This is a genomic window from Paraburkholderia sp. J10-1, assembly GCF_905220165.1.
Lineage (GTDB): Bacteria > Pseudomonadota > Gammaproteobacteria > Burkholderiales > Burkholderiaceae > Paraburkholderia.
Map to the genome: position 1 here is coordinate 1 of NZ_CAJMYW010000024.1, position 14034 is coordinate 14034.

The 14034-nt window shown below is 60.7% G+C and carries 10 protein-coding genes and 1 pseudogene; 5 read left to right on the forward strand and 6 right to left on the reverse strand.

Features of this window, described 5'->3' with window-relative positions:
* Nucleotides 1-395: pseudogene (locus tag U5A65_RS36800) on the reverse strand (hypothetical protein); the annotation flags it as partial.
* 602 nt (nucleotides 396-997) lie between these two features.
* On the opposite strand from U5A65_RS36800, the gene U5A65_RS36805 reads away from it, so the two are divergent.
* The gene (locus U5A65_RS36805) at nucleotides 998-1426 is read left to right on the forward strand and encodes a DUF305 domain-containing protein (protein WP_321917242.1); all 429 of its coding nucleotides are present in this window, start codon (nucleotides 998-1000) and stop codon (nucleotides 1424-1426) included.
* Nucleotides 1427-2087: 661 nt separating this feature from the next.
* On the forward strand, nucleotides 2088-3599 hold the full coding sequence (locus tag U5A65_RS36810; RefSeq protein WP_321917244.1) for a CoA-acylating methylmalonate-semialdehyde dehydrogenase: 1512 nt from the start codon (nucleotides 2088-2090) through the stop codon (nucleotides 3597-3599).
* A 612-nt stretch (nucleotides 3600-4211) separates the two neighbouring features.
* On the opposite strand, the gene U5A65_RS36815 is transcribed toward U5A65_RS36810, so the two are convergent.
* From U5A65_RS36815 to U5A65_RS36835, 5 genes are all read right to left on the reverse strand, one after another.
* On the reverse strand, nucleotides 4212-5399 hold the full coding sequence (locus U5A65_RS36815) for an MFS transporter (protein WP_321949307.1): 1188 nt from the start codon (nucleotides 5397-5399) through the stop codon (nucleotides 4212-4214).
* A 116-nt stretch (nucleotides 5400-5515) separates the two neighbouring features.
* Complete coding sequence (locus U5A65_RS36820; protein WP_321949308.1) at nucleotides 5516-6157, reverse strand: TetR/AcrR family transcriptional regulator; 642 nt, start codon at nucleotides 6155-6157, stop codon at nucleotides 5516-5518.
* 94 nt (nucleotides 6158-6251) lie between these two features.
* Nucleotides 6252-6860, reverse strand: coding sequence for a VOC family protein (locus tag U5A65_RS36825; RefSeq protein WP_321949309.1), 609 nt, complete (start codon nucleotides 6858-6860; stop codon nucleotides 6252-6254).
* Nucleotides 6861-6904: 44 nt separating this feature from the next.
* A complete protein-coding gene (locus U5A65_RS36830) occupies nucleotides 6905-7774 on the reverse strand; it encodes a fumarylacetoacetate hydrolase family protein (protein WP_321949310.1) in 870 nt (289 codons plus the stop codon).
* Nucleotides 7775-7817: 43 nt separating this feature from the next.
* Nucleotides 7818-9575 (reverse strand): FAD-dependent monooxygenase, encoded by a 1758-nt coding sequence (locus tag U5A65_RS36835; RefSeq protein WP_321949311.1) that lies wholly within the window; start codon nucleotides 9573-9575, stop codon nucleotides 7818-7820.
* A gap of 235 nt (nucleotides 9576-9810) precedes the next feature.
* Between U5A65_RS36835 and U5A65_RS36840 the strand changes: the two genes are divergently transcribed.
* From U5A65_RS36840 to U5A65_RS36850, 3 genes are all read left to right on the forward strand, one after another.
* Nucleotides 9811-11823 carry an acetoacetate--CoA ligase gene (locus U5A65_RS36840; RefSeq protein WP_321949312.1) on the forward strand — a complete coding sequence of 671 codons (2013 nt, stop codon included), beginning with the start codon at nucleotides 9811-9813 and terminating at the stop codon, nucleotides 11821-11823.
* Between the two features lies 1 nt (nucleotide 11824).
* Nucleotides 11825-12688: an amidohydrolase family protein gene (locus tag U5A65_RS36845; RefSeq protein ID WP_321949313.1), complete on the forward strand. Its 864-nt coding sequence runs from the start codon at nucleotides 11825-11827 to the stop codon at nucleotides 12686-12688.
* 158 nt (nucleotides 12689-12846) lie between these two features.
* Entirely contained in the window at nucleotides 12847-13941 is a 1095-nt protein-coding gene (locus U5A65_RS36850; protein WP_321949314.1) for a porin, read from the forward strand.
* Nucleotides 13942-14034 lie beyond the last annotated feature (93 nt).

Here is a 14034-nt window from a genome sequence, read left to right on the forward strand (position 1 = left end):
GCCCCCACGATGCGCACCAGACCGTACGAACAATTAAAGCCACGCGTTTGGCGGCCCGCCGGGGCGGTCAACCACAAAGTCGGCATCTGGCAGATGGGCGGCGCACGTCTGTTACGCCCCGGAGCATGTTTGGAAATCGACTCTGCATCGAACTTTTGATCCGGTTCGTCGTCAACGTGCAATCTCACTGCCGAACAGAATCTCTCCCTTGTGAGTTCTTCCAGGAAGGCAGCTTTATTGCAAGTTCTTACGCAGTAATGGAGTTCGAAGGAACGACCGGAATCAGCGAGCTTATCAGCCATACTGATAATTGGCCTGATGCCAATTCCGCCGGCGACGAGTATCGAGTGCTCCATACTGTCTTCCAATGGGAAGTGATGTTTCGGCTCACTCACGCGCAACCTTGCTCCCTCCTCTAGCTGCTGGTTGAGTTCGTTAGTTCTATGCGGCCGACATCGTTCGTTAACTGGCCCGTTTGCGAAGGCTTCATCCTCGATGCGGGCTCGCCGATGGCCGGGTTCGTCACGAGAGGTTGAGACTGAAGCCTCTTGCACCTAGTCGCAGTGAGTCGGGGCACGCACACAGGAACGAAGCCTCCACGTCACGTGGTAACTCGACAGACCGCTCTGCGGCACTGAGTCTCGAATACAGACTTCCGCTCATGCTTTTGCATGAGAGCCGCGCCCTAGGCGATCACCGAGCCCGGTCGCGGGGCGCTGGTCGGCCACTTTCGGACGCTGGCCGGCGCGTCGACTTTGCCATTCGAACGTCTCGAGCGCCTAAATACCGGCCATTCAGGTACGGATTCGATCCGATAAGTTGTCAGGCAAAGCAGCCCTTCGCGCAATTACAAGTCTCGGTTTCTGCAAAAGTGTGCGCTGGTCCCTGGACGCTTGACCTTCCAACGATAGGAAGGGTGATGATCAATACGCGGGGCCTGATTAGGAGCGCAGTCGCCCGCTAACGATCCAGTTATCCACCTATTGGGCACATTCAGATGAAAGTCAACCATTTACTCACCGTCCTCTCGATCAACGTCGGAATCGTGTTGTGTGGCATCGCACTCAACGCGAGCGCGCAGCAAGCCACTGCCATGGCAAATGGGCAGATGAACATGTCTGCTGGAAAAATGGATACGCCTGCGGAAACCGGTGGGCCGCTGTCTGCGCCGACGTCGGCCTTTGAGAACAACGCGGCAAAGATGATGAAAAACATGAGCGCACCCGGATACACCGGAGATACAGACGCGGACTTTGTGGCGCACATGATCCCGCATCATCAGGGAGCGGTGGATCAAGCCGAAGTCGAGCTCAAGTACGGCAAAGATCCCCAAATGAAGGCGCTGGCGAAAAAAATCATCAAGGCACAAAAGGAGGAGATTGCCTTTATGACGCAGTGGCAGTCCAAGCACAACAAAAAGACGTGACGCGCGAGGCAGCATGGGGCGCCTCGCTGGGTCGCGAAGGCTTTCGAAGGCTCCGCCGAACGATCTCGTCTTGCTGCGACGAGCGGCGGCAGTTTGGGCCGATGACTTGACGGACAGCACGCACGCGTGGATGAACGCTGGACCTCTGAAACCAGCGTTCATGTCCAGCTAGTTTCAACGGCCGAAGTGGGTCCAGGGCGTGTCGAAACGTATTTTTCTACCGCGTGAACAATTCATGACCGGACCGGTCAAACTTTTTTACGGTGAGTTTGAAGAGTCGAATGTCACGAGCACAACAACACCCCTCGGGGCTTTAGCTCCCAGCCAACTTCACGGCCTTCAGGGTTCTTACCGCGCCCATCGTGCGAGCGTTCGGGTCAGGAAGTGTGCAGGACCCATCCAGTGCTTGAGCGTACCGAAGACGTGCTCGACGGCACCTACCACTCGTCCATCCCATCCGTTCAGTCGTCGCGCGGATACGCCTGAGACCTGCTTACGCGAGTTAATCGCCGATCATGGCACGTTCGTTGCCCTTTCTATTTTTTACGTGCTCGACCGATGATTGTTCGTATACGTAAACAATCATTTCAGTCGCGGTCTCTTTTCATGTATTTCCAGGCTTCGTACACTGGTGATCATCAACCATTGCCGAGGAGACGAAATGCAACCTTTTATTGATACCGCAGACGTGGCTCACTTCATTGGCGGCAAGACCGCCCGTGGCGCCGGCGAGCGCACGCAAGCGGTCTTCAACCCCGCGACCGGCGCCGCCGCACGCCGCCTCGTGCTGGGCGAAGGTGCCGATGTCGACGCGGCCGTGGCGAGCGCGAAAGCCGCGTTCCCGAAGTGGCGCGACACGCCGCCGATTCGCCGCGCGCGCGTCATGCTGCGTTTTCTCGGGCTGATGAATCGTCACGCTGACGAACTTGCGGCGATCATCACGGCCGAGCATGGCAAGGTGTTGTCCGACGCGCGGGGCGAAGTGGCGCGTGGTATCGATGTGATCGAATATGCCTGCGGCATTCCGCAACTACTCAAGGGCGACTACACCGAACAGGTTTCCACGGGCATGGATAACTGGACCGTGCGCCAGCCGCTGGGCGTGGTGGCCGGCATCACGCCGTTCAACTTCCCCTGCATGGTGCCCTGCTGGATGTTCCCGGTGGCGCTCGCCGCGGGCTGCACGTTCATCCTCAAGCCTAGCGAACGCGATCCTTCGGCTTCGCTCTTCATGGCGCGCTTGCTCAAGGAAGCCGGCCTGCCCGACGGCGTGTTCAACGTCGTACAGGGCGACAAGGTGGTGGTTGACGCCCTCCTCGCACACCGCGACGTGAAGGCAGTCAGCTTCGTGGGCTCCACGCCGATCGCGAACTACATCTACGGGACTGGTGCAAAGCACGGCAAGCGCGTGCAAGCGCTCGGCGGCGCGAAGAACCACATGGTCGTGATGCCCGATGCGGACCTCGACAAGACCGTTGATGCGCTCATCGGAGCAGGCTACGGCTCAGCGGGCGAGCGCTGCATGGCGATCTCGGTGGCTGTGCTGGTGGGCGACGTGGCTGACAAGATTGTGCCGCGCCTGGCTGAACGCGCGAAGAGCCTAGTCATCAAGAACGGCATGGAAGCCGACGCGGAAATGGGCCCGATCGTAACGAAGCAGGCGCTCGAGCGCATCGAAGGCTATATCGCGACCGGCGTGGAGGAAGGCGCGAAGCTCGTGGCCGACGGGCGCGGCCTGAAGGTGCCCGGCCATGAGAATGGCTTCTTTACGGGCGGCACGCTGTTCGACAATGTCACGCCCGAGATGCGGATCTACAAGGAAGAGATCTTCGGGCCGGTGCTCGCCTGCGTCCGCGTGAAGGACTTCGCCGAGGCTGTGCAGTTGATCAACGACCACGAGTTCGGCAACGGCGTGGCCTGTTACACGCGAGACGGCCACGTGGCACGTGAATTCGGCCGCCAGATCGAAGTGGGGATGGTGGGCATCAACGTGCCGATTCCGGTGCCAATGGCATGGCACGGCTTTGGCGGCTGGAAGCGCAGCCTCTTTGGCGACATGCACGCTTATGGCGAAGAAGGCGTGCGCTTCTATACGAAGCAGAAGTCGATCATGCAGCGCTGGCCGGAAAGCACCGAAAAGGGTGCCGAGTTCTCGATGCCCGTAGCGGAGTGATCTCAAGCCTTCGCTTCCTCCAACACTGGGGGAAGCGATGCGCCTATCCTCCTTGAGAGCGGCCTGCGCGCGTCCCTCGACCTTGACCATAGCCACCGCTCGATGCGGCGACGTTCGCCTCGCCCGCGCTCGACGAGCCAGCAACACATTCGCTGCTTTTGTGCGTGCGGATAGAGTTTTCTTCGGAAATCGACGTGAAACTCTGCCATTGAGATAATTGCCTTCTTATCTTATCTCGCCCGTAGTAGGTCAGTGATGTAAATCGTGCCCGTGAGTCTTTCCATCCTCTGGCAGTCGCCATACCCTCGCAATTGCTTAGGTATTCGAATCGAAGTAGTTGTGACGCTAACTTCAAGATTCGAGACGTACTGATTGCCGCGCGGTCCGCGGCGGTTCAGCTGAATGTCTGCTGCAAGCTGCCGGTCGGACGGTTAGTTGCGAGATACGCCATGATGTATCTTACGATGCAAAGTTGACGTATAAGAAATTATCGAATTTTCATATAACGTTCGCGAACGTATACGGAAACGCGACTCCCTGAGCATCGCGCAAAGGGGCGAAGAGCGTGCCAATAGTTTCGGCGGATAAGTTTCAATAGAGTCAGGAAATGTATCAACCCGACCCGCTCATGGCTGGTGCCGTTCCTGAACTGCGGTGAGCAACAGACAACGCGAGTGCAGCGAGTACCAGCATTGCCACACCGTCGACTGCAATAGCGGCAAACCCAAGTCCACTGAAGCCCACGACCTTCACAAGCGTACCGGCCAGAATCGGGCCAAGCGCCGAGCCGATCATCATCATCGCCGGAGTAGCGGCAACTGCACGCCCCGAGCAATCGAGTTTCGCGATGATTCCGAACACGAACGTGTGGGCCATCACGAGGCACGAGACGAACAACACGGCTGCACCGAAATACGCCGGGATGGACGCACCTAGCGTGACGATTGCCGCGAAGCCACCCTGACACACGGGACCAAGAAATAGCACGGTCCTGGGGTTGAAGCGGCGCTCGGAGAGCGCGGCGATCACCGAAGTGATGACGTTCGCGACGCCAACGAGCATCAGCAGCAGCACGATGTGCTCCTGGGCAATACCACGCGCAACACCAATGCGCTCGAGAAAACTGAACACCATCGACTGCACAAGATTCATGCAGACGATACCCAGAACGCCGAACCACACGATGCGGGGCATCTTGCCCGTCGCCTCAGGCGTTGCATTCGACGCCCCCGAGCGCACAGGAAACGCGCGCACGGTGACGAGCGTGGCCACGAGCATGACAGCCAGGAACAGGTAGAACAAAGCGCCGGGACCGCCGAGCTTCAGGATCGCTCCGGCGACGAACAGGAAGACGAGCCCGAAGGCACCCATCGCCGCCATGGCGCTACCGAACAGGCGGTGCGGGTTGCCGGTTCGGCCCATTGTTCCGTGCGTGAGACTCAAACTGACGCCCACGCAGAGACCAGCCAGGAAATGCAGCCCGGCGATGGCCGGAAACACGAAGACCGATGCACAGACACCGAAAAGCACACCCGCAGCCGCAAATCCGGCCGGAACCATGAGCCGGACCTTGGCACGCGCGAACAACGGTGCCGTCACTGCACTCGCGACGACAACGCCCGCCAGGAACAACGTGACGACGCCCCCAGCCTGTTGCGGATCGAAACGGTATTGCGCAATCAGCACACCGATCCAGAGCGGCAACGCCACCAGATCAATCATGCCCGCACAGTGGGCGACCAGCAGTGCGGCAATGCTGCTTCTTGAGAGCCGGACGTTTTCTCCGGTTGCATCTGTCATCGTTGTCTCCGTATCGTTCTTTTCAAAATAACGTTCACCTGGTTTTTTATGGCAATTAATTAGTAATGCTACATAGCCAGCTTACGGAACAGCGTTCGAATCCTGTCCCGATGAAACTACTTCAAATCGATCGGAAGATGAGCAATCCGCTTTGCCTCGTCCAGATCCATACCCATGGCCCGCAGCGTCATCTCTGCCACGTCCTCCCCAAACCGCGCCGTTGTCTTCTCCAGCAACACGGTCTGAATTGCCATGGCAAGCGCCCCCATCCCCATCACGACGGCAACCTGCACCGACGGCACCGCGAACATGCCCTGCTTCACGCCGGCTCTGACGTCGGCCAGGACGCCGCGCTGCATATCCTTGCTCCATCCGGCATGAGCACCCGGCATCGCCCGCACGAGGATCCAGCCCCACTCCGGCCTCTCCCGGCACAGCCGGACGAATTGCCGGCACGCGACCGCGATCCGGTGCGCCGGATCGGTCACGCCCTCGACGACCAGATTGATCCGTTCGTCGATTGCGTCCGCAACATAACTGCCCAAGGCATGGAACAACTCACTCTTGGTCGGAAAGTGGTTGTAGAACGTCCCCTTCGCCACGCCCGCCGCCGCGATGAAATCTTCGAGCATCGGCTCATCGGCGCCTCGTTCACGAACGACCTGGAACGCCGTTTCGATAATGCCGTTGCGCGTTTTCTCGCGCCGCTGACGGCCAATTTCCAGCCGCCTTTCCTGATCCAGTGTGGCCCTCACCATTCCTGCCTCTCGCATGCTGACGTTGCACAAGTGTAACGCAGCAGGCACGGGCAAGCTGACCCTCATAGTGCGCTGGGACCTCTCATCTGGCCCGTCAGTTGCGAATCATGTCCCACGGCGTCGTGCCCGCAGGAAGCTTTTCACGCACCGCGAGCTGACTTGCGGGCTCCCCTTCGAGCAGTCGCGCGATCCATCGGTCCGGGTCGAAGATCACGCCGATCGGATTCTCCTCGTAGCTACCCGCTGCGAAAAACGCGTCGACTTCCTCGTTCGTCATGTTGTCGACCTGGAGTTCGACCCGGTGGCCGTCCGGATCGCGGTAGTACATCGACGTCGTCGGTCCATGATTCACGCACCAGAACGGCTCGATTCCCGCGCTGCGCAAACGCAGGTAAGTGCCAAACAGCTCGCCCAGATCCCGATACGTGAACGAATAGTGATGAATCGAACGGGTCAGCCCATCCGGTTCGGGTTGCAGCCCGTCGGCGCGGATGAAGCCGATCCGATGGTGCTCGTCGTCATAGCGCATGAAGCAGAGATTGGCGTTTTCGAACGCAACCGTTGCATTGAGCACTTTCGCATACCAGTCGCGCATCACGTCGATCCGGTCGGTCAGGCAGATTACGTGCGCAAGCTTGTATGGCGATAGCCGAGCGGCATTAGCCTCGAATGCTTGCTGGGCTTCGGTGACTTTCGTGTCCATTTTTTCCCTGTCAATAGAAATAGCGCGCGAATAGTGCGCTGCAGTCAGCGTGGTTCTGCGCAGACGACGTTCTCGATCGCGCCGACCTTCTCCACTTCGACGCGCACCACATCGCCCGCCTTCAGGAACGCCGGCGGATTACGCAAGCCGCCCACGCCGGCGGGCGAGCCGAGCGAGAGGACATCGCCGGCCTCGAGCGTGCATCGCTGCGAGAGATCGCTGACCAGTTCGGCTACCTTGAAGATCATTTCGGCGGTCGAGCCTTCCTGGCGCAACTCGCCATTCACCCAGGTGCGGATCATCAATGCGCCCGCATCCCCCACTTCGTCCGGCGTCACGAGGTACGGGCCGAACGGGCCATGCGTGTCAAACGACTTGCCGATCGTCGCCGTGGGTGCGCGCATCTGCCACTCGCGAATGCTCACGTCGTTGCAGACCACATACCCTGCGATCACGCCAGCCGCCTCATCGACAGATACGCGCCGGCAGCGCTTGCCGATGACGATGCCCATCTCGCCTTCGTAGTCGAGTTCCTGCGAATCGAACGGTGCATAGATCGGATCGAATGGACCGTTCACGCAGGTCACCTGCTTGTTGAACCAGATCGGGTACTTCGGCTCATGGAAGCCGAGGTGACGCACCTCGTCGATATGCGACATGAAGTTCCCGCCAACGCCGAGAAACTTGTTCGGCTTGAGCACCGGCGCGAGGATGCGAACCGAGGCCGGATCGGCGAACGAACGCGCGGCGGCCACACATTCGCGCGCCTGCGCGACGGCTTCGGGTCCACCATGCAGGATCTCGACGATTTCGGTGGGCGCGCCCGGCAACATGGCGGTCAAATCCACGATGCCCGCATCGGTCATCGCGCCGGTGCGTTGATCGCCGTTCTGGATGTAGTTGAGCAGTTTCATATCTGAGTGTCTTACCGGTGTTCAGGTGATTCCGGAGCGATGTCTAGCGGGCGAGCACGGCACGCACGACCCGCTCGAGTTCGTGAGCCGGATCGCTTGCGAGCCCGGCGCTATGCCATGCCACCACCTTGTCGGGACGCACGAGCAGGCAGCCGTCGTCGCCCGACTCACGCAGCGCCTGCCAGGTGTTTTCGACATCGCGGTACTCGAGCCCGGTGCCGATCTCGATCACATCGAGTGGCAAGCCCGCTGCCGCCGAGGCCGACGCGGCAGCGGCACGCCAGGCCGCGCCGGCGTGTCCGACCAGTAACGTGAAACGGCCCGCGCGGCACGCATCGAGCGTGGACACCTGCGTGCGATCGACCTTGCGTTCGAGCCATGCATGCGGCAGGTACGAACCGGCGCAAGCGCGTGGTACGTAGTGGAGTTCGCGGTCGATCGCGGTGTCGCCCTCGCTGTCCTCGTCCGCCTCTGCGGCAACCAGCGCGCCTGCCAGATAACGTGTACCGAGTTCGGTCCCATGCGCGGCGAAGTGGTAGCGCTGCAGAGCCAGCGCGGCAGATAGCGCCTCCCGCCGCTGCGCTCCCTCGCCCGTTTGGGCCGCGAGCCCCTCCCACGCGCGCCAGCCTTCATCCGCCGTCTGGCCCGGCCGGAAGCCGAGCGCCTTGGCCACCTCGACGAAGTACTCGATGTTCTGCATCGAACGTGCGACGACCTTGCGCGCAACCGGCAAGCGCTCTGCTTCATAACTGTCGAGCAGTGCAACGCCGGCCTCGCCCTTCAGCACGGCGGCTAGCTTCCACGCAAGGTTGTAGGCATCCTGCATCGACGTGTTCGAACCCAGCCCGCCCGAGGGCGGATGACGATGCACCGCGTCGCCCGCGAGAAAGACCCGGCCGACGCGCATGCGATCGGCCACTAGCGCGTTCATCTGCCAGGGGCTCGCAGCGAGCACCTCGACCTCGAGTTCCGGATCACCCACCAGCGTGCGCACGCGTTCGACGAGCGCCTCAGGAGAAAGATCCGGCATCCCCTCGGCGGGGTCGTACATGAACGACATCACCCACTCGTTCCACGGGCGAACGTTGATGAAACCGCCGCTACCCACCCAGAAGTCGAGTCCCGGGCGGTTGGTCCAATAGAGAATGCCGGGGCGGTAGGCGCAATATTTCGTGAGATCGGCCTTGAACCAGACGTTGACGGCCGCGGCCCAGCCCTCCTGGCCCTCATGTCTCACGCCGAGCGTCTCCGCCACCCGGCTGCGCGCACCGTCGGCTCCAATCACGTATTTGGCGCGAACTTGATAACGGCGCCCGTCGACGCGATCTTCGATCGTTGCGGTTACACCGTTCTCATCCTGCACCAGATCCACGAACTCGTGCTGCCAGCGAATCGACGCGCCGCGCTCGAGCGCCGCGCGCGCCATGATCGGCTCGAGCAGACACTGGGCTATGTTCGAAGACTCGCACGGACTCGCGCGGCGATAGTCGTCCTGCCTGTCCGCAATATAGGTCTGAATACGCGCGAACTCGACGCCAGCCAGTGTTTCGGTCCAGACCACGTTGCGGGCCAGGTCGGGAGGCATGCCAGCCGCCATCACCTCGTCCTCGAGTTTGAGTTCGCGCAGGATCTCGATCGCTCGCTGGTTCTGGTAGTGGGCCCGTGGCGTATTGGCCGTCCAGCCATAGCGATTGACCGTCAACGCCTCAATTCCGTATTGCTTCAGCAGCAGGGTCGCGGCCAGGCCGGCTGGCCCCGCGCCCACGATCAACACGGGCACTTCAAGTACTGCCTCAATCATCGCGTTCTCGCTGTCTCGTTCGTTTGTGATGCAAGCCGCCTCGGTCTCGCCTGAAGAGACCCAAGCGGAGCGTTCGCATCGATGGAGCGAATTTAACGCGAATTGTACTTTGTGTCCAAATTGGTATTTACACTCATTTCTATGCAGAAGGGTGCGTCCGTATGCTTCAGGAACGCGTGGACCGGCGTCATGCGAACCGGTCCGCACAGCGCATTTTTTACTTTGGTACTCCTGTATGGACGCAAACCTCTCATCCCTAGCCGAAGGCGACCTGATCTGGTCGCCTTCGGCGCAGCAGCGATCCGCAACGCGGCTTGCTGCCTACATGCAATGGCTCATTCGGTCCGGACGTGACGGGTTCGACGATTACGCGTCGCTGTGGAACTGGTCGGTCAGCGACATCGAGTCGTTCTGGCGTTCCATCTGGGACTATTTCGATGTGGTCGCAGATGGATACGTCGAGCCCGTACTCGGCAACGCCTCGATGCCTGGCGCGCAATGGTTCCCCAACACGCGGGTCAACTACGCGGAACACATGTTCCGCGGCCGCAATCCGGTGGACACGGCGCTCATCGTCCGTACGGAAAACCGGCCGATGCGCACGATTTCGTGGGCAACACTCGCAGCCGAGACGGCCCGCATGGCGGATCTCTTGTCGGCATCCGGCGTGACAGTGGGCGACCGCGTTGCCTCCTACATGCCGAACCGCGAGCAAACCGTGATCGCATTTCTCGCCTGCGCAAGCATCGGCGCGATCTGGTCAGGATGTTCGCCGGACATGGGTCTGTCCGTCGTGCTCGACCGCTTTCGCCAGATCGAGCCCACGGTCCTGTTTGCCGTGGACAGTTACAGCTACAACGGCAAGGTCCACGACCGCGCCGAAATGGTCGAGCAGATCCTTGGCAACCTGCCGAGCGTGCGCCGCGTGGTCCACGTCGAGGGGCCGCTTGCCACGCAACGCACGGTTGGCTGGCGCGATCGCCTGCCATGGCCCGTCGATCCCGCACCCGCGGCCACGCCGCGCTTCGAACGCGTGCCCTTTTCGCATCCGCTCTGGATCGTCTATTCGTCCGGCACGACGGGCCTGCCAAAGCCGATCGTGCATGGCCACGGCGGCATCCTGCTCACCCACTACAAGTCGCTCGGCCTCCAGCACGACGTCCGCGTGGGTGACCGCATGCTGTTTCTCGGCAGCACCGGATGGATCGTCTGGAACACGCAGATCGGCGCGCTGCTGGCAGGCGCCGCCGTCGTGCTGTACGACGGCAATCCGAACTGGCCGTCCGCCAACGAGCTATGGCAAACCATCGACGCGCTGGGCGTCACCCATTTCGGTTGTGGCGCGGCCTATCTGACCGGCTGCATGAAGGCGGCCGTCGAGCCCGCGAAACTCGGCCGGTTCGACGCGTTGCGCCTGATTAACTCGACCGGCTCCCCACTCCCGCTCGACGCATTCCGCTGGGTCTACGGGTCCGTCAAGAAGGATCTCTGGCTGGGCTCCATCAGTGGCGGCACCGACATCGCAGCGGGCCTCGTCGCGTGCTGCCCGCTCCTGCCGGTGCGGGCCGGGGAAATCCAGTGCGCCGAACTCGGCGTAGCGGCTTACGCATACGACGAACACGCGCGGCCGCTAGTCGGCGAAGTGGGTGAGCTCGTCGTGACCAAACCCATGCCTTCCATGCCCGTCTTCTTCTGGAACGACCCCGACGGCATGCGCTACCGCGACAGTTACTTCGACCTGTTTGAAGGCGTCTGGCGCCATGGCGACTGGATCCGCTTCACACCCGAGGGCGGCTGCGTCATTTACGGTCGTTCGGACACCACCATCAACCGCCATGGAATCCGCATGGGCACCGCGGAAATCTATGCCGTGGTCGAAGAGCTGCCTGAGATTCAAAACAGTCTCGTCGTCGATCTCGAGTATCTGGGCCGTCCTTCGTTCATGCCGTTGTTCGTCGTTCTCACGCCGGGCGTCTCGCTCGACGATCCATTGCGCACGCGCATTGCCGCGGCAATACGCGCACGCGCTTCGCCGCGCCATGTGCCGGACGCGATCGTGCAGGTCAACGCAATTCCCTACACGCTCACCGGTAAAAAAATGGAACTGCCAGTGCGCAAGCTGCTGCTCGGCGCCGATCCGGAAAAGGCCGTCAAGGCCGGAACCATGAGCAATCCGGGCAGCCTCGACTTCTTCATCGGTTACGCCGCCGGACGACTGTCCACGGCAGGCACCACCAACTCAATCTGACATGAATACTTCCGAACTCATCGCCATCGACATCCATACGCATGCTGAAGTGTCGTGCCGGAACCCCTTCGACAACTACGCCGAAGAATACGATCACGCTGCCGACAAGTACTTCGGCTCGAACCGGCGTCCGACGATCGACGAAACCGTCGCTTACTACCGGGAGCGCAAACTCGGTCTGGTCATGTTTACGGTGGACAGCGAAAGCCAGATCGGCCGCCGTCGCATTCCCAACGAGGAGATCTGCGAAGCGGCGCAGAAGAACAGCGACATGATGATCGCATTCGCGAGTATCGATCCTCACAAAGGCAAGATGGGGGCTCGCGAGGCACGCCGCCTGATTGAGGAATGCGGTGTGAAGGGCTTCAAATTTCATCCGACCGTCCAGGGTTTCCTGCCGTACGACCGCATGGCCTGGCCACTCTACGATGTCATTGCGGAACACAAACTGCCTGCGATCTTCCACAGCGGCCACTCGGGTATCGGCAGTGGCATGCGTTGCGGCGGCGGATTGCGTCTGCAGAACTCGAATCCGATGCTGCTGGAGGACGTGGCGATCGACTTTCCGGATATCGATATCGTGATCGCCCACCCTAGCTGGCCCTGGCAGGACGAAGCGCTCAGCCTTGCCCTGCACAGACCCAACGTCTGGATCGATCTTTCAGGATGGAGTCCGAAGTATTTTCCGGCGCAGCTCGTGCAATACGCGAACACGTTGCTGAAGGATCGCATGCTGTTCGGCAGCGACTATCCGCTCATTACGCCAGAACGGTGGATGCGGGATTTCGAAGTCGCAGGCTTCAAGGATGAAGTGAAGCCTTTGATCCTGAAACAAAACGCCATGAGGCTCCTGAAACTCGAATAACGACAACACTCAGGACCGGTCTATGAGGAGACGCCCAGCGACCGCTTAGGCAGCCGCTTATTCAGCCGCTTGGGCAGCCATCGGGCTCAGTGCAGTACCGGCCGTGGCCGGAAAAATAATCAGGCACCAGAACGAAGAAGTCGATTGAGGAGACAACAATGCGCACTACCCGTTCCATACCGGCGGCCGCAGCCCTGCTGTTTGCAGCAAGCGTGCATGCCCAGAGCAGCGTGACGCTGAGCGGCATGATCGACGCCGGGGTCACCTACGTCAGCAATCAGGGGGGACATTCGAATTTTCGCTTCGACGACGGGATCGGCTTTCCGAACCTGTTCAGTCTCAGTGGACGCGAAGACCTCGGTGGCGGTGCCGCCGCGATCTTCAAGCTCGAAAACCAGTTCATGCTGGGCACAGGCTCCTTCATCCCGCAGCAGAGCCTGTTCACGCGCGAAGCGTTTGTCGGTTTCGACTCGAACACACTGGGCCGTTTGACCCTCGGGCGGCAATACGACTTCATGGTCGATTCGCTCTTTTCGGGAATGAATGACGGTGCGTCGATGTTCGGCGCGGGGCTCTACGATTTCCGCGCCGGCCCGTTCAATAAACTCGCCATACCCGAGAACCCCACGGGTGCGATGGACTGGGACCGCATGAGCGGTGACATGGCGATTTCCAATGCGATCAAGTACAACTCACCTGTGTACGACGGCTTCTCGGGCGGCGTGCTCTACGCCTTCGGCGGCGTGCCCGGTTCGATCGGCACGAACAATGCGGTCAGCGTTGGGCTGAACTACGCACAAGGGGCTTTCGGCGCCAATGCTGCCTATACAAACCAGAAGTACATCGTTGGCGGCATCAGCACCAGCGTGCGCAACTGGGGTGTCGGCGCGCACTACGATGCCGGCCCGTTCACGACCACTGTGCTGTTCACCACGGTGCGCAACAGCATCAACAACGGCAGTGTCTGGGGCGCGCAACTCGCAGAGGTATGGCACATCAGCCCGTTCCTGTTCCTGTGTGGTTCGTGGCTTTACATGAACGGCAACGCCACGGTCGACAACAACCACGCGAACCAGTTCTCGGCCGCTCTCACGTACGCACTCTCCAAGCGTACGCTCACTTATGTCTCGGCCGTCTGGCAACGGGCGAACGCAGACGCACAGGCTCAGATCAATGGCATCGTGGGCCCGGATGGAATGTCGAGTGGACCCAACCAGGTGCTCGCCCGCGTCGGTCTCAAGACGATGTTCTAATCACCCTCGTCGGTATGAGAGGAGGGATCCATTCGGTTACATTCAGGATATCGAACGGATCCGGGCGGCGTGATCTCATTTTACGCCGCCTTT